Source organism: Psychrobacter sp. DWR1-2-3, from assembly GCF_049896465.1.
Lineage (GTDB): Bacteria > Pseudomonadota > Gammaproteobacteria > Pseudomonadales > Moraxellaceae > Psychrobacter > Psychrobacter maritimus.
Genome location: NZ_JAFCUJ010000002.1, coordinates 542,089 through 567,304, shown reverse-complemented (window position 1 = coordinate 567,304; position 25,216 = coordinate 542,089). Strand labels below are relative to the sequence as shown.

Sequence of the window (25,216 nt, the reverse complement as noted above, 5' to 3'; positions counted from 1 at the left end):
AAAGGATTGTGTGCGTTTTGCCACAAAATGGCTCTGTCATGATGACTGCTCTTAAAAGCCGTGTTGCTACTACCATTACCCATCAAACGGCGATTGCTTGGATAGGGTTGTATTGTCTGGCAGTAGTGATGGGGTTCGGGCGCTTTTTATTTACCGCCACCTTACCTGATATCATGACGCAATTATCGTTAACGACGGTCATTGCAGGTTGGCTGGCCTCGGTCAATTATAGTGGTTATTTTATTGGGGCGCTGATTGCGATGTTTGTGCCTCAGCGTTTGACATGGCAAATGCTTATAACATGGACAGCCGTCAGCATCGTGACTACCATGCTATTGGTCGTGCCAAATCTGTCATTGAATAGCTGGTATATCATCAGGCTGCTATCAGGTATCGCCAGCGGGGTGGCCATGATTTTAAGCTCATCGCTCGTGATCCAAAGCTTTAGTGATGAGCGCCGCTCGGTACTTTCAGCCTTACATTATGCGGGGATTGGCGTCGGTATCAGTGCCTCTGCCGTCTTGACATGGTGGTTATTAACGCTCGGTTATCATTTTGATATTATTTGGCTGGTAGCAGGAATTATCAGTCTACCGTTATTATGGCTACTTTATGCTATCAGACCACAAAGCTTGATTTCGTCCGCTTCACACTCCTCTCAATCCACGTCTTCTAATTTACAATCCTTTCAGCAAAAGGCTCTCAAATCACAACCTGCCGAATTAAACCATAACAATCAACGCCTATCTGTACCGCAAGCTTATCGTAATTTTAAACGTTCGTTATATGAAGCGGCCGCTGGTCATAGCAAGGCGATTGCATTACTGTCGGCAAGTTATGTGCTGGCGGGGTTTGGTTATATTACGTCGGCGACTTTTTTGCCAGTCATGGCAACGCAGCGCCTGACGGCACAAAGCTATGCAGGGCTACTGATTTGGCTAGTGGTTGGTATCTTTGCCATGTTGTCAAACCCTATTTGGGGCGCGCTTGCCAAGCGTATTGGCGAAAGTAAAACCTTGATGGGGTTGACGTTGTTGCAAGCATTTGGCATGTGTTTGCCGCTATGGTTTGATGGCGCTGTTGGCTTGTACGGTAATGCGGTGATTTTAGGTTTGACCTTTGTCGGTATGGTGTCAATGACGCTTAATTTGATTAAAAACATCAATCCCGCCTACTCAAATTTGTTGATTGGACTGGCAACTTTGGCCTATGCCATAGGGCAGTTCATAGGGCCGCTGGTCACGGTAGCGCTGGCAGGGAAACAGGATAATTTTAACGCGGGTTTGTTGGTCGCGGCTAGCGGTTTATTATTAGGGTTGGTTTTAGTCTTCTTTTTTCAGCGTCAAACACAGCGGCAGTCTCAGTCCTCATTTAATTGATAATTAGAGTTAATGAAAGGAAACAGCCACATTAACCGTCAAACTAAACCACGCTACGGCTAAAGACTTCTCGTAGCTCAAAACTGGTATGCACTTGAGCGACGCCTTCGATACGATTGAGCCTATGCAATAAAAATTCTTCATAATGTGCCATATCACGCACCCGTACTTTGATTAAGTAGTCTTCAGTGCGACCGGTGACGATACTACAGCTCACCACTTCCTCGAAACTTTGGATTTTCTCTTCAAAAAGCTCAAAGCGATCTGCAGTATGGCGATCCATACTAATCGCAATAAAAACGGCTAAAGGATAGCCAAGCTTTTGCGCATCGGTCTGGGTATGGTAGCCGGAGATAATACCTGCTTCTTCCAAGCGTTTGATACGGCGCGCGCAAGGGGTCGCCGATAAGTTAACCCTTTCGGCAAGCTCGGTAATACTCATACGTGCTTGGGTTTGTAATAAGCGTAATATCTGTTTGTCAGTATCGTCAATATCTATGGCTAAAGAGTTTTCCGTATGGTTATTTAACATCGAATATCGCCTTATTGGTGAAATAAAGCAATTATAATCATAATTTTGAATTTTTTCACTAAATTACTATAAATTTTGGTGAAATAAAGCTGATTTCTAACGCAGAAACTTTGTTATTATAATGGCATAAACTTTTATTATCTCGTATGATAAAGAATGATTTGGTCATTAGTTGCCCAGCTAAAATCTACACTTCAACTCAGCTCTTTATGTTATCTAAGGATTGATTATGCCTAATCAAGCAACACGCCATGCAGACAACACCTCTGCAAAAGTTACCCCAAAAAATGCCGCTTTCGATTTCCGTAAATATCGTCCATTTGCGTTTGCACCTCTGCTGACAGATCGCACTTGGCCGAGCAAAACGATTGAGAAATCACCAATTTGGGCAAGCGTGGACCTGCGTGATGGTAATCAGGCGCTGATTGATCCGATGACGATTGAACAAAAAATGCGCTTTTTTAAAACATTGGTCGATGTGGGTTTTAAAGAAATTGAAATTGGTTTCCCGTCAGCGGCGCAAGTTGAGTTTGATTTTGCACGTAAACTCATTGAAGAAAACCATGTGCCTGCTGATGTCACCTTGCAAGTATTGGTGCAGGCGCGTGAGCATTTGATTGCCCGTACTTTTGAATCATTAAAAGGGGCGAAGCGTGCTATCGTCCATGTTTATAACTCAACGTGCCGTATCCAACGCGAAAAAGTTTACGGTAAAAATAAAGCTGAAATTAAAGAGATTGCCATTACCGGTGCTAATTTATTGGTCGAATATGCGGCCAAATATCCGGAAACAGAATGGGTGTTCCAGTATTCACCTGAAAGCTTTAGTCAAACTGAAACAGAATATGCAGTCGAAGTCTGTGACGCGGTTTGTGATGTCTGGAAGCCTGAAAACGGTCAAGAAGTGATTTTAAACTTACCCGCGACGGTTGAAGCGTCAACGCCAAACGTATTTGCCGACCAAGTTGAGTATTTCTGCCGCCATCTTGCCAAACGTGAGCATGTCACCATCAGTTTGCATACCCATAATGACCGTGGCTGTGCCGTAGCTGCTGCTGAGCTTGGCGTGCTTGCTGGCGCAGATCGTATTGAGGGTACCTTGCTTGGTAATGGTGAGCGTACCGGTAATATGGATATCATGGTCATGGCAATGAACTTGTTTAGCCAAGGCGTTGATCCAGAGCTTGATTTTAGTAATATGAGTGAGATTGTACAGGTGGTGAGCGAGTGCAATAATTTGCCACTACATCCACGTCATCCGTACGTTGGCGAGTTGGTCTTTACCGCCTTTAGTGGCTCGCATCAAGATGCCATCAAAAAATGCCTCGATTATAATGAAAAGCATGCCGAGCAGACCGAAAATGTTTGGGACGTGGCGTACTTACCAATTGATCCGGCGCATATCGGTCGCAGCTATCAGGACGTGGTACGTATCAATAGCCAGTCTGGTAAAGGCGGCGTTGCTTATATCTTGCAGCGTAACTATGGCTTTAACTTGCCACGCTGGATGCAGATTGACTTTAGCGGTGTGGTACAAAAACAAGCGGAAAGCGCTGCTCGTGAATTACAGAATGATGAAATATTACAAACCTTTGAAGACACTTATTTGCAGCAAGGCAGCTTTGAGCTTCTAGATTATAGCGTCAATAATAAAGGCGGTGAGGTGTACTTTAACGGTCAAGTACAGATGAATGGCGACGCTATTACTATTGATGGTACGGGTAACGGTCCTTTATCATCGTTTATTGACGGACTCGCCCAGCATACGGGTAAATCTATCCATGTCATCAACTACGCTGAGCACGCGATTAATCCGCAGCACAATAGCGGTAATGGCATCGATGATGATACCAATAATGATAACAAAACCAACGCCAACGCTGCCGCTTACATTCAGCTAAATGTCGACGGTGAGGTTTATTCAGGTATTGGTACTTGTAGTAGTACCGTATCGGCGATGCTTAAAGGCGCGTTATCCGCCTTTGCTCAAGCAGTAAATACTGCCGCCGCTTAATAAGATTCATACTATTAAAATAGTATTAGTATTAAGACAGTTTATTTAAGACAGCAATCTATAACGTCATGGCTTTTGCAACCAGAAAATCAGCCATGGCGTTATTTTTTATGTAAGAATTTAACTTAGCAGAACGCTATTTTAAAAGTACCTTTTTTATATTGAAATCATGATAACTGAGAGCGTGCTTAGCGACGTCTTTACGAGTGATAGCATAATGTTACTTGTGTTTTTGGTGTCTAAGACTTACGCTAATGTATATATCATTTATTATTATAATAGTAGAAAAACAAGGTTAATTATGGAACCTATATCATTTGCTTCATTTACATTGGCATCTATTTTAGCTTCACTGCCAGCGAATGCTGAAGTCGTCAGTAAGCCCACGATTACCACGCATATCAGTCCCGCCATTGCCGGACAGTGGGAAATAGATTTAGACAGTAGTATCACAATGACTAAAGAAGCGGAGGCCAGACAAGCAGCATCCAAGCAGCAAAAAGAAAAAAGTGCTGAGCCAAAAGTAAACGCTGATACAAAAGATGGACTACTGAGCCAAAATGAAAAACGTATCGTTAATATAAAGCCGAGTACCGGTCAAAAACTGATGGCTTCAGCAGCGAAATCCAATCAATGCCGTGAGTTATATAACTTTGCTGCGGATAATGAGATGTGGGCGGTCAGCGGTAAAGAATGGACCTATGGTCGCTACCTAGTCACTCACCGCGAAGAGGGTTTGCCGATTATTGCTCTCAAAACGGTCTATGACAACAATGAGGTAGATTGCTCAGGCAATCAGATAGATCAGACTGATGAGGCGCTGATTGCGTTTTTAAACCATGACGGTAATCAAATGCAGTGGTGTGCCGACCCTGATGGTACCGAATGCTTTATGAATTTCACTAGAGTATTACCATAATATTTTATTATCATTTATAAACTGTCGTCTATAAACTGTTATCTATAAAATTTAAAAATGTCATTTATAAAATCCAGACACATTAAAAAACCGCTATCTATTTGAATAGCGGTTTTTTTATTAATTTTCTTGTAAAACAATAGCATTTAGACAGACTATGAATCAGCCTTGTCTTTATTGGCCGTTAATAACTCTCTTTCAAGATAATGAATATTTTGTGCTTCATGGACAAATTTATCATCAGCCAAAATTACATCACGATGCATCGGTATATTAGTCTTAATACCTTCAATAACCAATTCATCAAGTGCGTGCAAGGTTTTAGAGATTGCTTGCTGCCGCGTTTGACCATGGCAGATAAGCTTGCCAATGAGTGAGTCGTAGTAGCTTGGAATCTCATAGCCGGGATAGAGATGTGAATCAAAGCGAACGCCAGCGCCACTAGGTGAGTACAGCTGAGTGACAGTACCGGGTGATGGCATAAAGGTCACTGGATCTTCAGCATTGATACGACATTCAATCGCATGCCCTTGAACTTCAATTTCGCTTTGACGATAAGATAAACCGTAGCCCGCTGCGATTTTAAGCTGCTCAACGACCACATCGATACCTGTAATCATCTCGGTGATGGTATGCTCAACCTGTACACGGGTATTCATCTCGATAAAAAAGAATTCATTGTTTTCAAATAAAAACTCAAATGTCCCAGCACCGCGATACTTGACCAGCTTACAGGCTTTGACACAGGCATCGAGGATAGGCTGACGTACATCATCAGGGATATCAGGGGCAGGGGCCTCTTCTAATACTTTTTGATGGCGGCGCTGTAAAGAGCAATCACGGTCATAAAGATGAATCGCATTACCATTGCCGTCGCCAAGTACCTGTACTTCTACGTGGCGCGGATTTTGTAGATAACGCTCCATATAGACCGTATCGTCGCCAAACCACAATTCAGCTTCTTGCTTTGCCGCTTGCACTTGACCAATAATTTCCTCAAAGCGCTCAACGACGCGCATACCACGACCACCACCGCCTGCAGCTGCTTTAATAATAAGAGGAAAGCCAATGTTGCGTGCTTGCTCTTCCGCATTGTGCATGGTCACCGCACCCACTGAACCGGGTACCGTTGGCACACCTGCTTTTTTCATAGCATTGATGGCAGAAACTTTATTACCCATTAAGCGGATATGATCGGCGTTAGGGCCAACGAAGGTCAATCCGGCTTCTTCGATACGCTCAGCAAACTCGGCATTTTCAGCTAAAAAGCCGTAACCAGGGTGAATAGCATCAGCACCAGTAATTTCAGCGGCGGTCAAAATCGTATTGATATCAAGATAGCTTTGGTTGGCATTGGGTTTGCCAATACAGATTGCTTCATCAACAAAGCGTAAGTGCATCAAATTTGCATCAGCGGTAGAATAGACGCCGACAGTCTCTATGCCAAGCGCCTTACAAGCTCGAACGATACGTAGGGCAATCTCACCTCTATTGGCGATGAGCAGTTTTTTTATCATGGGGTCATCCTTGTTGAAGCGGCAGTCATTGATAAAGTCGCTATTTTAGACATCATAAAAATAAATGACGATACAACTCATTTAGGTAAATTGAGCGCTGATGCCGTATCAATAATAACGAGGTCTCAATCATTACAAAGTAAAGGTTGGAAACAGCGTTACGCTTTGTAGCGTATGACCGGCTGACCAAACTGCACAACTTCAGAGTTATTTACTAAGATTTCATCCACAATACCGCTTTGAGTCGCTTCAAGAGGATTCATGATTTTCATGGCTTCAATAATACCAAGCGTGTCACCCGCTTGTACTTTTTGTCCAACCTTTACAAACGGTGGATCGTTAGGGCTTGGGGCTGAATAGAAAACACCAACCATCGGCGATGTCTCAACGCTACCAGCTTTGATAGCAGCTGTGGCTTCAGCAGCGATTGGCGCAGCGCCAACACTAGGAGCGGCCATCATCGTTGGTGCAGGCGCATCATAGTGACGAGTTAAGCTAATATGTTCGTCGTCTGAGCTGATTTCTAAATTAACCAGTTCACTTTCTTCCATGAGTGCGATCAGGGTGCGTATTTTTTCAATATCCATAATTTTAATTTTGCCTTGTACTAAATTCGAGAAAATAGTGTAACTAAATATTGTGTTGGTAATTGCTAATGATACCTATATTCACGCCAATGAGCAATCGATGTACAGTTGTTAACTGAGTTTTTTTACATATTATGACGTAAGCTATCTTATAGAGTAAGAAATACTTAATGATTTATCATAGTCTATGTGACAAGGTAGCGCTAGTAATGGTTACTAGACGCTACGATTGGGTAAAGGTAATGACAGCATTAAGCCCACATCATCGTCAAGCGTTTTTGCTGATAGCGCAAACGTACGGTAAGCAAGATGGAAGATAGGAATAAGCCGGTGATAAGTGCCATCCAGAAACCTTGCGCGCCAACGTCGGTAAAGCGCACGAGATAAATACCAAGTGGTAGGGCCACGAGCCAATAACAAAATAGCGTGACCCACATCGGTATGGTGGTGTCTTGCATACCGCGTAATATACCGGCGACATTGACCTGCCAACCATCAAATAACTGATAGGCTAAGGCAAAGATAAGTAGGTGCATGGCTTGGGCTGTGACGTCGGGATTGTCGGTAAAGGCCGCGGCCAATTGCGGTCTAAATAACCAAATGCCAAGCATACAAGTAAGGGCAATGATTACCGTCCATATCAAACCTGTGGCTTGTACCTGACGTAATGCCATCAGGTTTTTTTCACCAAAGCGGTTGGACACCATAATCGTCAGCGCCATCGCGACTGATATAGGAATCATAAACAGCTGCGAGGTCACCGATAGTGCCACCTGATGCGAGGCGGTTGCAAGCTCGCCTAAGGGACTGATTACCAAGGCTCCCAAGCTAAATAAACTGGCTTCAAAAAAGATAGAAATGCCAATCGGGATACCAAGCTTTAATAGTTTTTTGATTTGCGTGCGATTGGGACGGGCAAAAGCATAAAAGAAGCGCGTACTGGCAAACTGTTGACGTTTCGTAAAACTGGTATAAGTCGCTAATAGTATGACATTAATCCAAAGGACGATTGCGGTTGCAACCCCGCAACCTGCGCCGCCCATCTCAGGCATACCAAATAAACCATGGATAAAAATGTAGTTAAGCGGAATATCGGCAAGCAGCCCGATGATACTGATAACTGTCACAGGCTCCGGTCGACCAAGCGCCTCACAATAACTACGCAGTACCGCATACACAGCAATCGCAGGGAAACCGAATGATACCCCTCGTAGATATTGAGAAGCGATAGGTTGGATGTTTTCAGGTACACCCATCACCCCAAGTATATTAGGTGCCAGATTGACAATAACAAAACCGAGAATACCAATGACACCTGCCGTCCATAAAGACTGTTGGGTGATGTGTGGTACTTGGCTGTGTTTGTTTTGACCGATTGCTTCGCCAATGAGCGGCGTCGTGGCAATCAAAATACCGGTCGCCAATAAGAATAATGGCAGCCAAATACCGGAACCAACAGCGACGGCGGCTAGGTCAAGGGCAGAGACTTGACCGGCCATAATGGCATCGACAACACCCAGCGCGGCTTGGCAAAACTGGGTAATCAAAATAGGCAGTGCAAGTACGCCTAGGCGTAAGCTATAACTTTTAAAATCTCTGAAAGATAATGGGAAAACCATAATAAGCAACTTTTTATTCTTTGCGGTAATGATTGTAGATGAGCAAATGCTGCCATCAACAAGTTAATAGCAAGACAGTAAAATAGGATTGGTGCGACGATAATACTCCGATAAATAATATGAGCAAGTGCAATCTGAGTAACAATAGGCCGGCTAGGTATAAAAGTAAAAATGGATGCCCTAAAATAAAAATAACCCGTCAATTCGCAAGCAGAATCGACAGGTTATTATTAAAAATAATGGTAAACAAGCTTAAGTCTGATGTCAACGTTCTAGACGCGTTTGTTAATACTAAAGCATCGCTTTTTCTTGAATTTTAAGGCGTTGTAAGCCATACAGTAAACGTCAAATAGAGTTAGTCTCATTCGGTATGAGATTAAGCTCTTCTGCCATATCCATAATCGTGTTCCAATGCTTGGGTTCAAGCGGAATAATAGTCAGCTGCTCACAGCCTTTTCTCAGCAACAAGGAATCCTCAAGCGCCGGCAAAAACTTAAGTTGGGCTAAGGGCAATATATCCGTAAAAGCTTGCTCAAAAGTCACATGTACCATGTACCAGCGCGGCTCATCTTCAGTTGCTTTAGGGTCATAATGGCGATGCTCAGGATGAAACTGGGTGCTGTCAGGGTAGCCGGCCTTGCTAATGGTCACGATGCCAGCGACGCCAGAAGGTTTAGCGCTCGAATGGTAAAAAAATGCTTTGTCACCGACTTTCATATCGTCACGCATAAAGTTGCGGGCGCGGTAGTTACGCACGCCATCCCACATCTCCGTGCCCGCACGTTGTAAGTCTTCTATATTAAAACAGCGGGGATTAGATTTGATAAGCCAATAGGCCATGGTCTTTATCCTTGTAAAATTATTAGTGTAATAATAACGGTTTAATAGTGATGAGTTTAAAAGCTGCTCATCATAGATTCTCATCTTATATGGTCATTGAGCTTTTTTTGTATTCTAGCTATCAGCTATCAGCTATCAGCTATCAGCTATCAGCTATCAGCTATCAGCTATCAGCCTAAACGCCATTTTTTGTCACTGCTTTTATGTCTAATTTATGCTGATTAGGCTTTTCTTTAGCTCGCCCAGCCGTTATCCTAGCGCTACTTTCTGCTTATGATAGCAGCTACCCCTTTATAGATAAGTGCGCTTATGTCAAATATCAAATCGTCTCATTTTTCCAACAACCTTGGCGCTGTTAATCGTGATAATTCAAGTCATGACAATACAAGTCCTGACAGTATAAGTGCGCTCGATGTCAGAGATATTCCATTAGCGCTTTATATTCATATTCCGTGGTGTGTGAAAAAATGCCCTTATTGCGATTTTAACTCGCATGAGCTGCCGATTGACAGTCAGCTGTCTATGTATGATGAGTATGTTGATGCGCTAATACTTGATGCAGCGTCGCAGCAGTCGTTAACCCAAGGGCGAGAAATCAGCTCAGTATTTATCGGTGGCGGTACTCCCTCGCTGCTGCCCATTGCCCAGTATCAACGCTTATTTAACAGTTTGCGCGAGATTTTTAGGTTTGCCGGTGACATTGAAGTAACGATGGAGGCCAATCCAGGCACCCTTGAGCATGCACCATTTGCGGAGTATTTAAAGGTAGGCATCAATCGTTTGTCGATTGGCGTACAAAGCTTTGCTGCTGAGCAGCTCACCACACTGGGGCGTATTCATAATCCAGCCCAAGCGCTCTCTGCCATTAAAGCGGCTCGTTGCGCTGGATTTGAGCGCGTCAATGTGGATTTGATGCATGGGTTACCAAAGCAAACGATGAGTGAAGCATTGAACGATATCCAAATGGCGCATGACGCAGGTGCTACGCATATTTCATGGTATCAGCTGACCATTGAGCCAAATACCGTGTTTTATCGCAGTCAGCCGATTTTACCCGATGAAGATAGCTTGGCGGATATCGAACAAGCGGGTCAGGCATTGCTTGAAAGTTTGGGCTATTACAATTATGAAGTGTCGGCATGGGCAGGCGCGTCCGATAAGCCTTGCCGTCACAACGTCAACTATTGGCAGTTTGGTGACTATCTGGCGATTGGTGCAGGTGCTCACGGTAAAGTCACCATTTATAAAGATGTCAGTCAAGAATTGATCGCTGAAAAAATGTCTGATGAGATATTAAAAAACGAGGCGGGTATATATCGCTTTAGCAAATCACGTCTGCCCAAAGACTATATGGGCTACCAAGATGAGACTAAGCAAAATAAAATAAACCAAAACAACCAAATGGTAACCATACCAAAGACGCCAATGCCGCCAAAAATGGTAGGTTGGCAAGCCATTGCAAGTGATGAGCTGGTCAGTGAGTTTATGCTCAATGCGTTACGTTTACATGATGGCGTGGCGTGGTCGTTGTTTGAGGCTCGTACTGGACTGAGCTATGACAGTATTGCTCTAGAGGTGAATAAGCTCATTAAACAAGGACTGTTGATAGATGATAATGAGCATTTACAGCCGACCGCATTGGGTAAAAGGTATCTGAATCAAATCTTAAGAGAATTTTTGTAAAATCAGAAGATAAAAAAAGAGGCTTACCAAATGATAAGCCTCTTTAAAATAAGTCTAACAATATTCAGACTTAGATTTTGTTTTGTACTTCTTGTGCAGTACCAGTTACAGCGCCACCAGCACTTGAAACGTCTTGACCTAGACCTTTAAAAGTGTTGCAACCAGTTAGTACAAACATAGCAGTCAAAGATGCGATAACCAATTTTTTCATAATTTTTTCCTCAAAAAAGACAGGGTTGTTTTATAAGTAATAACAGTAGAACTTAGCGTTTTGCTTAAGTTTTACTGAGGGGTTGCAGGATACGATAACATTGTAGGATGGGATAACAATGTTTTTAAGGTTTTTAAGCCATCTCGTTGTCCGTTACAGCCATCATAATCAAAGTTAAAATCAGAGCACAGTATCAAAATGTAATTATTGGCAGTAAACTGTAACTTTTGATTACACCTGCTATATAAGCCAAATATAAAGTCCAAACCATTGACGGAGTTCGTATGACCATTCATATCGTGTTGGTAGCGCCAAAGATGCCTAGCAATACTGGTAATATTATTCGCTTATGTGCCAACAGTGGGGCGCAGCTACACTTGGTTAGACCGTTAGGGTTTGAGCTCGACGATAAGAAGCTACGCCGCGCAGGTTTGGATTATCATGAATATGCCCATCTGCAAGTACATGACGATTGGGCAATGACCAAACAAGCGCTGCAAGCTGCTGGTTGCGATATTATTACCGCGCTTACAACCAAGCTTAGCAAACCGTTTTATGACTATGATTTTAGCGGACAAACGACTGACCAATCAGACAATCAGTCGACTACTAGCCCATCATCAAATCATGTTGCGCTGGTTTTCGGTTCTGAAACGGCAGGGCTACCAGATGATATCCGCGCAGATATTGGTGCTAATAATTGGCTACGATTGCCAATGCTGGCGGATTCGCGCAGTTTAAATTTGTCTAATAGCGTGGCAATATGCTTGTATGAAGTCTGGCGACAGCAAGGGTTTGACGGTGATGAAGGTCGCAGTATCGGTTATGAGACCTTGACGGTTTATGATCCGAAATAGAGAAGGTAGTTACGTTAAAAAGAGGTTAAAGAGAATTAAACTAATGATTTTCTTTAACCTCTTTTTTACTGCTTTTTTTATAAACCACGTTTTTTATAAACAATTAGGCGGTTTTGGTAAACCTGCAAGACGATTGACGTGACGGGCGACCAAACCAGTGTTAAATAGCTGCTGGAGCTTTTGATTACTGATGTCATGCTCAGGTAGGGTTTGCTGTAGCCATTTAATCAGCGGGCGGGTAGCAGGGGCGTGGTTAAATTTGACAAAAAATGCGCGCACCTGTTGCAAGATGGCTAAATGTTCAGCATTTAGAGTCACATCTAGAGTGTTAGCGAGTTGCTGCGCAATCGCAAGCGTCCAAATCGTATGGTCGCATAAATGTCCGTCTTGATCTAATTCAACGTTGAGCGCTGCTGTGATAGGAATGATTGTATTGTCATTATTCATAGAGCAATCGTCACCACTTTATCAAACTTAGCACCATTAGCATGAGTATTTTGAGTTAAGGCGACCCATTCATCATCGCTTAAAATAGCGGTTAATTTCGTAGTAAGGTTTAGCTTAGCGGTTGTATCAACACTAAGCTGCGCCACATCCTCGGCGAGGGCATAAATAGCAGCGATATCTTCTATCTCGATGCTCTCAAGGTCACCTAAGTAGGCATTAAACCAGTCAATAAAAGCGACCGTTGAGCCTAATAATATAATGCTATCACCCGCACGCCACGTCGATGCCATTTGTTCTGTGCTGCGCCTGAGCGTGTCCATGCTGCAATGTAATTGGTATAAAGTTGCCATAATCGTGTCCGCTTGCTTACTGTATTTATTGTTATATCAAACTAAATATTAAGAGTGAAGAGTCGTACTAGTACTAAAAGCTGCTACTAAAAAACCAGAATCTGGTCAAAATCTTGCGAATTTACTACCTCTGGAATCAAGGTTAATTGCGTCGCCAAATCAGCCGGTAACATGCCCGCAATCCAACCGCTAAACACATCGTCAGGTAACCAAGCGGCTGGCATATCATAGAGTTCAAGTGACTGAATCATGCCATGTAGACGTGAGTTAGGCTGCATTAAAAAACCAAATACAGGCGCATCCAAATACAGCTGCACCTCATGACCAAAAGTCGCTAAAGTTAAAGCCAGCGCGCAGCTTTCATAGCTTGCCATCTCGGTAGCTGTGTGCAAGCGAATGAGTAATTTCATGATGTATTCCTAATCTGAGGTATCGCTAGTCGTTATTGCTAAGCTGGTTTTTTATGGGCTAACTATTTATAGGCTGGTCATTTTCAGAGCGAACTATAATTCCAATGCTAATTAAAACTGTAGCAAACGACAGTCACCTTGCATCATCATCGCAAGCTCACTCAGTCCAACCAGCTTAAAACCAGCGGCCAGGTTTTCGCTATCTAATTGATGGCGAGTGCTATTTTCGCTATCTGAAATACCACGGCTAAGCGCCGTACTGACGCAAACGGGCAGCGCCAATTGATATTGCTCAGCAAGCTTTTGCCACGCTTGAGTGATATTCATCTGGTCTGCTGACTGCCAGCGTAATCGATTGGCTGTATTGGCGGCATCGGCATAGAAAAAAACATTCAATGGCGCGGGCGGGTTTTCAAGGTCGTCGCTGTTATTGGTTTTATCATTATTATTTATGTCAGTGCTTGCTAGATAAGTACGAGCATAGCGTAGCGCAAGATGTGCCAGCGGATGGCTAGGATCAGCAGTAATTAATAATAGCGGGGTTGTGGTCGTCATAATCGCGGTGTCACTTATGATGAATGAGTATGAAGAAAAAAGCGCAACGCCTTAATTTTTTTAAGACTCAAGGTTTTTAAGAATCAAGCACTTAAGAATCAAGCACTTAAGAATCAAGTTTTTTAAGCCTTCTAAGCATTGGCTATTGTAGCATTATTCACGAATTTTTCGTGTGTTCGTCAGTTGTTAGTTAGTATAGGGCTGTCAGTAGCATGGTTGAGGATTTATGCTACTATAAAACGCACAAATTAGAAGATGTACAATCGCTTTAATATTCTAAAAATAATTTTTCCAATTCATGTGGTTTTTATAGCTTTATGCTGCAAGGAGTTGTCGTCGTTATGCTATCTACCGTACCTAGTGGTACAGGCTTTCAGCCCACACCAGAGCAGCTACAAGTGCTACAGACTGCCAGCGAGTTTGCTTATCAGGTTTGGCAAAGTCGAACGGGCGCTTGCCAGACGTTTTTGCGCAGTTATCCATTACAGAGCACTTTAACGCGCCAGCAAATTGATGATTTGATTCAAGATTATACGTTGGATGAGAACTACCAGCTTGCCAATGAAGACAAAGTCATGATCGGCTTGCGGCATTTGCGTATGCTACTGATGATGCGCTGGATTTGGCAAGATGCCTTGGCCGTCATTGAGCTTGAGCAATTGACCGATGAGCTGTCTGAGTTTGCGGATGGCTGCATTTTATTTGCCAAAGACTATACGTACCAGCAGCTGATGGCGCAATATGGGCAACCGACCTTTATTAATGCTAAAGGTAATGTGCAAGTGGATGCCATGGCGATTATGGCGATGGGTAAGCTTGGCGCGCATGAGCTGAATTTATCCAGTGATATCGACCTTATTTTCGTCCATCAGGCGCGCGGTGAAACGGATGGTGACAAAGCAAAAGGCACACGCAGTATTGATAATAAGCGTTTTATGACGCGGCTTGGACAAGGCATTATTAGGCTGCTCGATAACAATACTGCTGATGGTTTTGTGTTTCGGGTCGATATGCGTTTGCGTCCGTGGGGCGATGGCAGCGATTTGGCGATTCATTTATCAGCATTACAGAAGTATTTTGCTCAGCATGGGCGGGCATGGGAGCGTTTTGCTTGGCTCAAAGCACGCGTGGTTGGGCATATAGAGCAGCCGTTTTATGATGACATACAAGCGCTGATTAAGCCTTTTGTGTTTCGTTATTATGTTGACTATAGTGCCTTTTCAGCCCTCAGAGAGATGAAGTCTCTTATTCAGAATCAAGTCGCTCAGCGTGAAGATTTAGATAATATCAAGCTTGGCGCGGGTGGTATTCGAGATATTGAGTTTATCGTCCAAGCCTTTCAGTTAATCTATGGTGGTCGGCATCCGCAGCTACAGGTCAAGTCTTGTTTGGCGGCGATGCAGGCGCTGTGTCAGCTTGAGTATCTAGAGCAGAGCACTTATCAAGAACTACAAGCGGCTTATCGTTTTTTACGTCGCCTTGAGCACGGTATTCAAGCAATTAATGATCAGCAAACGCAGCGCCTACCGCATGACACACAGTGGCAGCATAATCTAGCAGTCACCCTTGGCTTTGATGATTGGGCAGGATTATTAGCGACACTTAATCAGCATCGCTATCATGTCAATGTACCGTTTGAGCGTATGGTCACCGAACGGCAGATACCCGATCAAGAGGATGACGAGCTTGAGCCTGAACAGTTAAATGAGCAGATAGCGCGCTTAAATGAGGTATTAACTGAAGAAAATCGTGCGTTATTACAAGGTTTTTGGCAGTCAAAAATGGTCGCCAATTTGAGCGATGAAGCGCGTGAGCGTTTGGATGATGCTTATCCTGTGATTGTACACGCGCTACTTATCCATGAAGAACAGCAGCAACTTGCTAATACCGCCTTGCCACGTTTAATTACTTTGCTAGAAGCCATTTGCCGCCGCTCTATTTACTTGGTGATGATTGCAGAAAACCCCAATGCCACCGTTGAGCTGATTCCGATGTTATCAGCGAGCCCGTGGATTGCTAAAGAATTGGCGCAGTATCCGGTGTTATTAGATACCTTCTTACAGCAGCGTTATCGGCATTTGCCAGACAAGCGTGAGCTGCGGGACATTTTGCGTCAACAGTTATTGCGCGTAGAGCCTAACGATGAAGAGGAGCTACTCAGCGTACTGCGTTTATTTAAAAAGAACCAAGTGTTGGCAGTGGCTGCCAGTGATGTGTTGGCAGAACGCCCAATCATGAAAGTGTCAGACTCACTGACTTATATTGCCGCTGTGGTACTCGAGGCCGCGCTTGAACGTGCCTTTGCCGAAATCGTCAAACGCTATGGCTATCCGATTGGTCAAGATGGCGATCCGGTCACGGAAGCAGATTGCGGCTTTGCCATCATTGGCTATGGCAAGCTTGGCGGGTTGGAGCTGTCGTATTCATCAGATTTAGACTTAGTATTTTTGCATAAAATAAAAGAGCAAGGCATGACCACGGGCGAAAAATCAGTCAGCGGTATGAAGTTTGCGGCTCGCTTGGCGCAAAAGCTCATGACTTATCTTAATACCCAAACCCGTGATGGCCGCGCTTATGAAGTCGATATGCGGCTGCGACCGTCGGGTAACGCTGGCATGATGGTGGTTTCTTGTCATGCGTTTGAGACTTATCAGCTTGAGAAAGCGTGGTCTTGGGAGCATCAAGCGTTGGTACGGGCGCGGGCAATCTGCGGTGACAAACGCGTGACCGCCCGTTTTTGTGATATTCGTCGTACTGTTTTGGCATTACCGCGTACGATTGAGCAAGTTCGTATTGAAGTCACCAGCATGCGTATTAAAATGCAAAAGCATTTGGGTACCAGTCAGCACCAGCAGCAAGCGGGCAAGTTCCATCTTAAGCAGGATGCTGGCGGTATTGTAGATATTGAGTTTCTCGCGCAGTTTGCGGTATTAGCTTATTCACATGAGCATCCAAGCTTGACCAAATGGAGTGACAACGTCCGTATTTTTGAAGAGATGGCGACTTTGGGTATTTGGGAGGCACAGGTTTGTCAGGATTTGACCGACGCTTACTTACGCATCCGCGCAGCGACGCACCAACTGGCATTATCCGAACAGTCGTTATTGGTTGATGAGTCATTATGGACAGAAACGCGAGCACTGGTACAAGCGCAGTGGCAGCATCTGATGGGCGTAGAATCCGCAGAGTAAAGTTGCTGCATATAATGATGCGGCCAGATGATATGACGATAAGCATAGCGCTTTGATAGCCCTTGTGCTCAAGGGTATATGAATAAAAGCCATGCAGTGATAAACTAAAATATTGTATTTGCCTCTCGTGCCGGTGCTATAATCACTGGCACCTTAAATTTGTACCTAGAAAAATTGCATCTGAAATTGCATCTAAAAATAGGCACTCAGTGTCAGCAGGCAATTTTAATTAAAACATTTATTTAACCATTAACACTCAACAAAAAAAGTTAGACGTCAGCGCTAGCATAAGGACTATTAAATGAATATGGCAACACAAGAAGGTAAGCTTTGGATGAATGGCACGATGATTGAACAGCCAGATGCCAAGGTTCATGTGCTTACGCATAGCCTGCATTATGGCATGGCGGTATTTGAAGGCGTACGTGCTTACCAAACTGCTGACAATCGTACGGCGATTTTTCGCTTAAAAGACCATACCGATCGCCTATTGGGTTCTGCAAAAATCTTTCAAATGAATGTACCATTTGATGCAGCGGCACTTGAGCAAGCGCAAAAAGATGTGGTCAAGCAAAACAACTTGGCAGAAGCCTATATTCGTCCGCTTATTTGGGTTGGCGCTGAAAAACTCGGTTTGTCATCACGTGACAATAGCATCAATGCAATGGTCGCTGCTTGGCACTGGGGCGCATATCTTGGTGAAGACGGTATCAAAAACGGCATCCGTGTAAAAACCTCGTCATTTACGCATCACATGACCAATGTGACCATGTGTAAAGCCAAAGCATCTAGCAACTATCCAGTATCTATCATGGCCAACCAAGAAGTTACACGTAATGGCTATGATGAAGCCATCTTGATGGATCCACAAGGCTATGTTTGCCAAGGCGCCGGCGAGAACTTATTTTTAGTCAAAGACGGTGTGCTGCATACACCAGACTTGGGTGGTGGTGCGCTTGATGGTATCACGCGTCGTACTATCATTCAGTTTGCTGAAGATTTGGGCATCAAAGTCGTTGAGCGCCGTATCACTCGTGATGAGTTCTACTTGGCGGATGAAATATTTATGACAGGTACCGCAGCTGAAGTCACGCCTATTCGTGAATATGATGATCGTGTTATCGGTAATGGTGGCCGTGGTGAGCTGACTGAGAAATTGCAAACCTTATATTTCGATGTGGTACATGGCCGCAATGAGCAGTATATGGATTGGTTAAGCTTTATTGATTAATTTTAAAAACTACATTGTATGAAGTAAAAAGCTAAGACTGTTTTAAGTCTTAGCTTTTTTTATCTCTGTTATTTGGTATTTAACTGTTCTTATTATAGGTTAGACAATCATCGAAAGCTCAATAAGCCGAGGTCATATCTGACCATCGTAGTAATCTCACATTATACTTATGCAATAAATATCCAAACTCATCACTTATTAACCACTTATACTCAATCTCTCGAGCAGCTTTGATTTCATCTTCCCAGCCATTGTGACCATTTTCAGGTACAGCAGGATGACACATAATCAAAGTGGGTGATACGTTAACAGGTGTTATTGGTAGTTTGGCTTTTGGCGTGAGTGGCCCTGAAGATAATTCTGCATTGCGCGGTGCACTTTGTAGCCATTGCTCCCATAAGCTAGCTAATTGCTGACTGTCAACATCGAAACCATACACCCCACCGAATTTATTATTCGTTTTAATGTGATTGTGTTCACAAGAATGACGCCACGCATAGCCGCCCAATGCATAGATTATCCAGGATTTTACATCGTTAATAAGTGGCGTTGTCACCCGTGCACTCAGTGCACCTTTTGATATCTCATTACTATAACGGTTGGTCAACTCTTTAATTAGACAGTGACGAATAATCGGAAACTGATGGATATGTTGATGCCCATCAATAAACACGGGTGCCTGTCCAAAGCGATCTTCAAACCCATTCAATTGTTGTTTAATAATATCGGTTACTTGCATATGATTAAAGCGACGTAAGTAGCTTGCAACGATGATAGATTTTAATGAACCACGTAGGAGAGAGGGAAATATGCCCGTCAAATCTAAATGCAAGCCAATATCAACTTTGAAGTTTTTTAAGTGACTTATATCGTTATCTGTAATCGTACCGCCGACCATATAACTACTAGCGCCAATGCGACCAAGCTCGGCAAGGTGAAGGACTGAGTCATTTACTGCAGTAGACAACCCTAAATCATCAACATTGATAATAATAGGGCGTGCATCATCGGTTGGCGACGATGCTTGTTTTTGATAATTAGGATGGCTCATGGTTTAAACGCCCAAAACTTGCCCAAAGCAAAGGTCATCACCGTAATAACGCCAGTGATTAGTAACCATATCAGCATATAATACTGCTCGCCAAACCAACGTAAACCCAGTACAAATAAGCTCTGATTGGCAATAAAGCCGGCTGCTGAACTACTAAACCATTTGATTAGTGCAGATAGATACTTACTTTTATTTTTAATACTGTTGTTTTTGAAAGTAGAGCTATTATAGCTACTGTTATTTGAGGTATGTGATGGCTTAAAGGTAAGATAAAAGTGTCCAAAAAAGCTCACGACAAAAGCGATTAAAAAAGCTCCCACGTTTGCCCACGCTGGCGTTATGGTGGTGAAGTTGACAATACTCACCAGTACCAAAAAATGCACCAAAGCTGCGCTGGCACCGACTGCCAAAAACCAAAGTGCTTGCATAGAGCTTGGCTTTGTCTCTGCTGCATTATTCATCAGCTTGTTTATCCATTATGTTTATCTATCGTAGTATCGATAGTAGCTTGTGAGTCATCATTAGCGTATTGAGGATGCATACTAGAAGGTTTACTCTCAATGACTTCATCGATTAAATATAGTGGGCGCTGTTTGACTTCTTCATATAGCCTACCGACATACTCACCAATCACGCCAATACAAACCAGTTGAATGCCAGTGGAGAACATAATCCCTGCGGCGACAGTTGCCCAACCTGCGACATCACTACCAAATATCAACGTATCTATTACGATATATAAGCCGTATAAAAAAGCCAATGCAGAGACGACAAAACCCATACGTGATATTAATCTTAATGGTCGTTGGGAAAATGAGGTAATGCCCACGAGTGCCAATTCAAAAAGGCTGCCGTAGTTAAATTTACTTTCGCCAGTGTCACGGTTGGCAGCGGTAAAAGGCAAGTAAACAGTATTAAAACCAACCCAAGCGTACAAACCTTTCATAAAGCGCTGACGCTCTGGTAGTGAGCGTAAAGCATTTAGTACCTTGCGGTTCATCACTCGAAAATCGCCAGCATTAGGTCGTATCTCGTAGCGCTGGCTGTCTTGGATAAAATGATAGAAGCTGCTCTTTAACATTTTTGCCAGTCGGCTTTCATGCGGACGATTGGCCTGAATACCTGCGACCATGTCGATGTCGGATTGTTCAATCATCGCTAGCATTTGCGCCAGTACAGGTAAAGGGTGCTGTCCATCAGCATCGATCATAGCGACCATACTCCCTCTTGCCGCTGCTAGCCCAGCACTGAGTGCAGGCTCCTTACCAAAATTACGTGATAAACGTATGATTGTTAACTCTGTATTTGAGGGACGATTGATCATCAAACGTGTAACCACATCAATGGAGTGATCGCGACTGCCATCATCGACAATAATAATCTCACAAGTTGCTATTATCATTTCACTGTTTTGTTCTGTCGATGAGGTATCTACTACAGGAGCACGTAGTGTTTGCGTAAATGCAAAAACCTCTGGTAAAAAGGCCTGTAAAGCATCAGCATCATTATACGTAGGTATGATAATAGATAGATAAGGGCAAGGTGGCGATGGATGATGTGACATAAGAAACTCAATTATTTTATTCGATAACAACGATCGTTAAATAACCATTTATAGATCATGAATTATTTGGAGTGCTGGAAACAATGGTTTGGAACATAAGCTATCCAGTTTATTAACAACGGCTTCTCTATCTTGTCGTCACGCCACTCAATCTGCCATTGCCCTTGTTGTTTGACCAATGTATTTTTATTGGCGTGATTGCTAGTTAGTTCAGTGGCTGTAATGACACTGACATCATCAAGCAAAGGCAGTACAATATCTTCTTCACCCTCTTGCCACATCACTAAAGTACCATGCTCTTGAAGGCGCTCAATACTCATCCAAGGTGAATGGCTTGAAGGTCCTGAGATCATTTGTGATGGAAAGCCGCTATTCATTGCCACCAATGACCCAAGCCAACGATCGCCTGAAACGCTATCAAGATTACAACTACTCACGGTTTGCCAAGTATCTTGTGCTTGAGTGGTTAAAGCCTGTTCTGGCCATTGCATACGAGAAGGTTTATGACGAATCTTATCGCCAAAACCCACATATACTATCATTAGTATAGTCACAAGAGATAACCAAATAATAAGTGCTTTACGTAGCTTAGTTGCGGTCAATACTTGAGTAGTAGGGGCTATTAAAGAGGCAGCGAGTAACCCCGACAATGCCCACATTGGCATACCCCACATATCACGTAAACCCACGCCAAATACTAAGCTTAAAGTGACCAGTACAGCGATTGGCGATAGCCACATATACCACAGTAGGGCTGCATGATTTGGCAAACTGTGCTTATAGCTGTGGATACTGGTTAAATGTTTGCGATTGAAAACAAACATGATGAATAGTGGAATGTGAGCGACAAGTTGCGCAGTTATAAATCCTATCCAACTAAAGTGTCGTTTGATGTTGTATGTGCCTGCATCAACTGCTTGTGAGCGTTCACTTGCGTAACTCAGCGGCAACCAATCATGGGTTATTAGCCAATACAAATGTGGTGCAAAAATTGCCAGCATGACAAAAGCTGCTATCCACGGTTTTGGTTGTTTTAATAATGGCCATTGTCTCGGCAACACTAAATATAATGCCATCGGTATCAGTAAAAATATCACGGTGTACTTGGTTAGCATACCCAGTCCACCGAGTACACCCAGTAATATCCAATCTCTGAGACGATTTTGAGTCATGGATTGATAAAACGCTAAATACAGTCCTGCCCAGATAGGGAATTGAGCAACGTTATGATTGAACTCAAGACTAGGATAGGTGTAATAAAGAATCGCTAAGGTTAATGCGCTGCCTATCAAAGCAGTGGTCGGTGACCAGATTTTTTTACCCAACTGATAAATTATGACTAAGGTAAGTAAGACATATATTTGGCTGAGTAAATAGGGGCCTACATGTCCAAATAGCTGGTAAAAGCTGTATAATACCCATGACGATAGTGGGGGGTGCTTATAATAGCCCCATTGCCATTCGCTGCCCCAGCTGATACCTTCACTCACATCTAAAGGTACGCTGCTAGAAATAAATGCAGGCAATACACTCCAAGATATAAAATACAAGCATAGAAATACAAAAAATGGTTGCCATTTTTTTAAAAGATTTTGTGGTTCAGTAGAAGCGGGCATGGATAAGCTCTTAAATGTAGTATGAATACTTCTTAAGACGTGTAATTGTATTTAATTTAATATTATCGGCAAGCTTAGTAAACTTACCTTCCACAATTGTTTGTCAATTTGAGTGTTGCTAGATATAGATTTAAAAAGTTACTCATTTTCATTACCAGTTTATTAACTATTAAGTTAATAAACTGGTAATGAAAAGAATGATTTAGAAAATGAAAGACATAGATGCTGCTTCTAGTTAAAAATTATCGGCACTTTCTATAGTTTGTTTGAAGGTAGCTCCTTCACGATCTTTCTCAGTTAATTTGAGCTCCAAACCTTCAACTGGCCAGTTAATTTCTAAATCCTTATCATTCCATAGAATAGTTCTTTCACTCTCTTTATTATAATAACTGGTGGTTTTATATAGAAACTGAGTATTGTCTTCGAGTGCTACAAACCCATGCGCGAATCCTGCAGGTATCCAAAACTGACGATGATTAGATCCGGTCAATTCTACACCTACCCATTGTCCAAAAGTAGGTGAGCGCTGACGAATATCTACTGCTACATCCCAAGCTCTTCCTTGTACCACCCGCACCAGCTTAGCTTGAGCAAAAGGGTTTAGCTGATAATGTAGGCCGCGCAGTGCTCCCTTTTGAGAGCTGGAATGATTATCTTGGACAAAGTTTGGTGCTTCGAACCCACGTTCCTTTAAAAGAGTGGTAAAATTTTTTTGATTAAAGCTTTCCATAAACCAGCCGCGGTCATCTTCAAAAACGCGAGGCTCAAGGATTAATAGCTCTGGTATCTTGGTATCAATTATGTTCATAATGAATATACTAATGTGGTTATGAATTTAGTGTTGATGCTCTTCGTGTAATTTTAATAAATACTGCCCGTAACCTGTTTTTTTAAAAAAATTGGCACGTTCTAACAATTGTGCATCGTTAAGCCAACCGTTGTGATAAGAGATTTCTTCAAGACAGGCTACTTTAAGGCCTTGACGATGCTCAATAGTTTGTACAAATTGACCAGCCTCTAGTAATGAATCGTGAGTTCCCGTGTCCAACCATGCAAAGCCACGTCCTAGTAGTTCGACATTAAGTTGCTGTCGTTCTAAATAAGCATTGTTAATGTCAGTAATCTCTAACTCACCGCGATGAGATGGTTGCACATTTTTAGCAATGTCGACAACTTGGTTGTCATAAAAATATAAACCAGTCACTGCGTAACTCGACTTAGGATGATTTGGTTTTTCTTCAATACTGAGTGCTTTGCCATCTTGATCGAACTCTACTACACCAAAGCGCTCAGGATCACTCACATAATAACCAAATACTGTGGCTCCTACTTCTTGTTCGGTCGCTCGACTTAATTGTTGGCTAAAGCTTTGCCCGTAGAAAATGTTATCTCCTAATACTAAACAAACATTATCATCGCCAATAAACTCTTCACCTAAGATGAATGCTTGAGCTAGGCCGTCAGGTGATGGCTGGACTTTATAGGATAGTTCAATCCCTAAATCATCACCATTACCAAGTAGTTTTTTAAAATTTGGTAAGTCTTCAGGAGTGGATATGATTAAAATCTCTCGAATACCTGCAAGCATCAAAACTGACAAGGGATAGTAAATCATTGGTTTATCATAGATCGGAAGAAGCTGTTTGGATGTGCCCAGCGTGATAGGATGCAAGCGTGAACCAGAGCCCCCAGCAAGAATAATACCTTTACGGTTAGTTTGAATCATAACAATAACTCTCCTAATACTTGAGCAACACCTTGTTGCCAATGCGGCAAATGCAATTGAAATTGGGTTTGTAGTTTTTTAGTATTTAAACGCGAGTTGAGCGGACGTTTTGCAGGGGTAGGATATTCTGATGTTGGAATAGGGTTCAGCTGTTTTATGAGTAATTTTGTACCGATTTCTTTTTGCACGGTCGCGAAGATAAATTCAGCATAATCAAACCACGAACACTCACCTTTTGCTGCTAAGTTATAGTGTCCATGAAGACTATCAGGATATTCATGTATTAAGTAATAACGTAATGCTTGTGCAGTAATATCAGCAATCAAAGCTGCCCCGGTTGGTGCACCGATTTGATCAGCAATAATATTAAGCTCTTCTTTACTTTGAGCAAGTTTTAGCATGGTTTTGATAAAGTTATTACCATAGGTACCATATACCCAACTGGTGCGAAAGTTAATAAATCTTGCACCACTTTGTTCTAAAGCAATTTCTCCATCATACTTAGTCTTGCCATAGCTATTTATGGGCATTCTACTATCTGTTTCTGACCACGGCGCATCTAGCGTACCATCAAACACATAATCACTAGAGTAATTAATGAGTAGGCTATTATAGTGCTTAGATGTATTAGCTAAATGCATAACTGCTAAGTGATTGATTAAATCAGCCTCTTCATAGTTACTTTCAGCTTTATCTACCGCAGTATAAGCGGCTGCGTTGATGACTACATCAGGTTTTATCGCAGCATAGAGCTGTTCTATAGCCGTAAAGTTAGTTATATCACCACATAATCCATTAGTATTTATGTGACGATCTAAAGAAATAATGTTTCCTAATGGCTGCAAGGCACGTTGTAACTCCCAGCCCACTTGGCCATTCTTACCAAGTAAAATAATATTCATAATTGATTTTTCAGT

24 protein-coding genes are annotated in these 25,216 nt (G+C 42.7%); 7 read left to right on the top strand and 17 right to left on the bottom strand.

The annotated features are described in order from the left end of the window. Window positions 1-38: 38 nt before the first annotated feature. Window positions 39-1,379: a YbfB/YjiJ family MFS transporter gene (locus tag ACP7AA_RS05550; RefSeq protein ID WP_426222874.1), complete on the top strand. Its 1,341-nt coding sequence runs from the start codon at window positions 39-41 to the stop codon at window positions 1,377-1,379. A gap of 43 nt (window positions 1,380-1,422) precedes the next feature. On the opposite strand, the gene ACP7AA_RS05545 is transcribed toward ACP7AA_RS05550, so the two are convergent. Next, entirely contained in the window at window positions 1,423-1,911 is a 489-nt protein-coding gene (locus ACP7AA_RS05545; RefSeq protein ID WP_426222873.1) for an Lrp/AsnC family transcriptional regulator, read from the bottom strand. Between the two features lie 229 nt (window positions 1,912-2,140). Here ACP7AA_RS05545 and leuA point away from each other — a divergent pair, with 229 nt between their 5' ends. Continuing rightward, window positions 2,141-3,925 (top strand): 2-isopropylmalate synthase, encoded by a 1,785-nt coding sequence (gene leuA / locus ACP7AA_RS05540; RefSeq protein WP_426222872.1) that lies wholly within the window; start codon window positions 2,141-2,143, stop codon window positions 3,923-3,925. A 301-nt stretch (window positions 3,926-4,226) separates the two neighbouring features. Continuing rightward, window positions 4,227-4,844 carry a hypothetical protein gene (locus ACP7AA_RS05535; protein WP_426222871.1) on the top strand — a complete coding sequence of 206 codons (618 nt, stop codon included), beginning with the start codon at window positions 4,227-4,229 and terminating at the stop codon, window positions 4,842-4,844. A gap of 155 nt (window positions 4,845-4,999) precedes the next feature. Here ACP7AA_RS05535 and accC read toward each other — a convergent pair whose 3' ends face one another. From accC to ACP7AA_RS05515, 4 genes are all read right to left on the bottom strand, one after another. After that, complete coding sequence (gene accC, locus ACP7AA_RS05530) at window positions 5,000-6,361, bottom strand: acetyl-CoA carboxylase biotin carboxylase subunit (protein WP_183617923.1); 1,362 nt, start codon at window positions 6,359-6,361, stop codon at window positions 5,000-5,002. Window positions 6,362-6,519: 158 nt separating this feature from the next. After that, window positions 6,520-6,948 (bottom strand): acetyl-CoA carboxylase biotin carboxyl carrier protein, encoded by a 429-nt coding sequence (gene accB, locus ACP7AA_RS05525; RefSeq protein WP_201624799.1) that lies wholly within the window; start codon window positions 6,946-6,948, stop codon window positions 6,520-6,522. 251 nt (window positions 6,949-7,199) lie between these two features. Beyond that, entirely contained in the window at window positions 7,200-8,567 is a 1,368-nt protein-coding gene (locus tag ACP7AA_RS05520) for an MATE family efflux transporter (RefSeq protein ID WP_201624798.1), read from the bottom strand. 345 nt (window positions 8,568-8,912) lie between these two features. Then, window positions 8,913-9,407, bottom strand: a complete 495-nt coding sequence (locus ACP7AA_RS05515) for an EVE domain-containing protein (RefSeq protein WP_426222870.1) — start codon at window positions 9,405-9,407, stop codon at window positions 8,913-8,915. 309 nt (window positions 9,408-9,716) lie between these two features. On the opposite strand from ACP7AA_RS05515, the gene hemW reads away from it, so the two are divergent. Beyond that, complete coding sequence (gene hemW / locus ACP7AA_RS05510; RefSeq protein ID WP_426222869.1) at window positions 9,717-11,090, top strand: radical SAM family heme chaperone HemW; 1,374 nt, start codon at window positions 9,717-9,719, stop codon at window positions 11,088-11,090. 70 nt (window positions 11,091-11,160) lie between these two features. On the opposite strand, the gene ACP7AA_RS05505 is transcribed toward hemW, so the two are convergent. Next, a complete protein-coding gene (locus tag ACP7AA_RS05505; RefSeq protein WP_144296920.1) occupies window positions 11,161-11,301 on the bottom strand; it encodes an entericidin A/B family lipoprotein in 141 nt (46 codons plus the stop codon). Window positions 11,302-11,585: 284 nt separating this feature from the next. On the opposite strand from ACP7AA_RS05505, the gene ACP7AA_RS05500 reads away from it, so the two are divergent. Next, window positions 11,586-12,158 carry a tRNA (cytidine(34)-2'-O)-methyltransferase gene (locus ACP7AA_RS05500; protein ID WP_201628540.1) on the top strand — a complete coding sequence of 191 codons (573 nt, stop codon included), beginning with the start codon at window positions 11,586-11,588 and terminating at the stop codon, window positions 12,156-12,158. Between the two features lie 93 nt (window positions 12,159-12,251). Here ACP7AA_RS05500 and ACP7AA_RS05495 read toward each other — a convergent pair whose 3' ends face one another. The 4 genes from ACP7AA_RS05495 to tusD form a co-directional block, all read right to left on the bottom strand. Continuing rightward, entirely contained in the window at window positions 12,252-12,605 is a 354-nt protein-coding gene (locus ACP7AA_RS05495) for a TusE/DsrC/DsvC family sulfur relay protein (RefSeq protein WP_426222868.1), read from the bottom strand. Beyond that, window positions 12,602-12,955 (bottom strand): hypothetical protein, encoded by a 354-nt coding sequence (locus ACP7AA_RS05490; protein WP_271133159.1) that lies wholly within the window; start codon window positions 12,953-12,955, stop codon window positions 12,602-12,604. Before ACP7AA_RS05490 ends, ACP7AA_RS05495 begins: the two co-directional genes overlap by 4 nt. Window positions 12,956-13,041: 86 nt before the next feature. After that, the gene (locus tag ACP7AA_RS05485) at window positions 13,042-13,365 is read right to left on the bottom strand and encodes a hypothetical protein (RefSeq protein ID WP_426222867.1); all 324 of its coding nucleotides are present in this window, start codon (window positions 13,363-13,365) and stop codon (window positions 13,042-13,044) included. Between the two features lie 111 nt (window positions 13,366-13,476). Continuing rightward, window positions 13,477-13,920 carry a sulfurtransferase complex subunit TusD gene (gene tusD / locus ACP7AA_RS05480; RefSeq protein ID WP_201628537.1) on the bottom strand — a complete coding sequence of 148 codons (444 nt, stop codon included), beginning with the start codon at window positions 13,918-13,920 and terminating at the stop codon, window positions 13,477-13,479. A gap of 341 nt (window positions 13,921-14,261) precedes the next feature. Between tusD and glnE the strand changes: the two genes are divergently transcribed. Together glnE and ACP7AA_RS05470 are read left to right on the top strand one after the other, a co-directional pair. Next, window positions 14,262-17,111, top strand: coding sequence for a bifunctional [glutamate--ammonia ligase]-adenylyl-L-tyrosine phosphorylase/[glutamate--ammonia-ligase] adenylyltransferase (glnE, locus tag ACP7AA_RS05475; RefSeq protein WP_426222866.1), 2,850 nt, complete (start codon window positions 14,262-14,264; stop codon window positions 17,109-17,111). 301 nt (window positions 17,112-17,412) lie between these two features. Further along, on the top strand, window positions 17,413-18,342 hold the full coding sequence (locus ACP7AA_RS05470; RefSeq protein ID WP_201563450.1) for a branched-chain amino acid transaminase: 930 nt from the start codon (window positions 17,413-17,415) through the stop codon (window positions 18,340-18,342). Between the two features lie 118 nt (window positions 18,343-18,460). On the opposite strand, the gene ACP7AA_RS05465 is transcribed toward ACP7AA_RS05470, so the two are convergent. From ACP7AA_RS05465 to rfbD, 7 genes are all read right to left on the bottom strand, one after another. Beyond that, complete coding sequence (locus tag ACP7AA_RS05465) at window positions 18,461-19,393, bottom strand: ChbG/HpnK family deacetylase (RefSeq protein WP_426222865.1); 933 nt, start codon at window positions 19,391-19,393, stop codon at window positions 18,461-18,463. Then, entirely contained in the window at window positions 19,390-19,854 is a 465-nt protein-coding gene (locus tag ACP7AA_RS05460; RefSeq protein ID WP_426222864.1) for a GtrA family protein, read from the bottom strand. The genes ACP7AA_RS05465 and ACP7AA_RS05460 overlap by 4 nt, the downstream gene beginning before the upstream one ends. 8 nt (window positions 19,855-19,862) lie before the next feature. Continuing rightward, window positions 19,863-20,957: a glycosyltransferase family 2 protein gene (locus ACP7AA_RS05455; RefSeq protein ID WP_426222863.1), complete on the bottom strand. Its 1,095-nt coding sequence runs from the start codon at window positions 20,955-20,957 to the stop codon at window positions 19,863-19,865. A gap of 62 nt (window positions 20,958-21,019) precedes the next feature. Then, on the bottom strand, window positions 21,020-22,573 hold the full coding sequence (locus tag ACP7AA_RS05450; RefSeq protein WP_426222862.1) for a glycosyltransferase family 39 protein: 1,554 nt from the start codon (window positions 22,571-22,573) through the stop codon (window positions 21,020-21,022). Window positions 22,574-22,808: 235 nt separating this feature from the next. After that, window positions 22,809-23,381, bottom strand: a complete 573-nt coding sequence (gene rfbC / locus ACP7AA_RS05445) for a dTDP-4-dehydrorhamnose 3,5-epimerase (RefSeq protein ID WP_426222861.1) — start codon at window positions 23,379-23,381, stop codon at window positions 22,809-22,811. Between the two features lie 27 nt (window positions 23,382-23,408). Then, a complete protein-coding gene (gene rfbA, locus ACP7AA_RS05440) occupies window positions 23,409-24,299 on the bottom strand; it encodes a glucose-1-phosphate thymidylyltransferase RfbA (protein ID WP_426222860.1) in 891 nt (296 codons plus the stop codon). Then, the gene (gene rfbD, locus ACP7AA_RS05435; protein ID WP_426222983.1) at window positions 24,296-25,204 is read right to left on the bottom strand and encodes a dTDP-4-dehydrorhamnose reductase; all 909 of its coding nucleotides are present in this window, start codon (window positions 25,202-25,204) and stop codon (window positions 24,296-24,298) included. The genes rfbA and rfbD overlap by 4 nt, the downstream gene beginning before the upstream one ends. Between the last annotated feature and the right edge of the window lie 12 nt (window positions 25,205-25,216).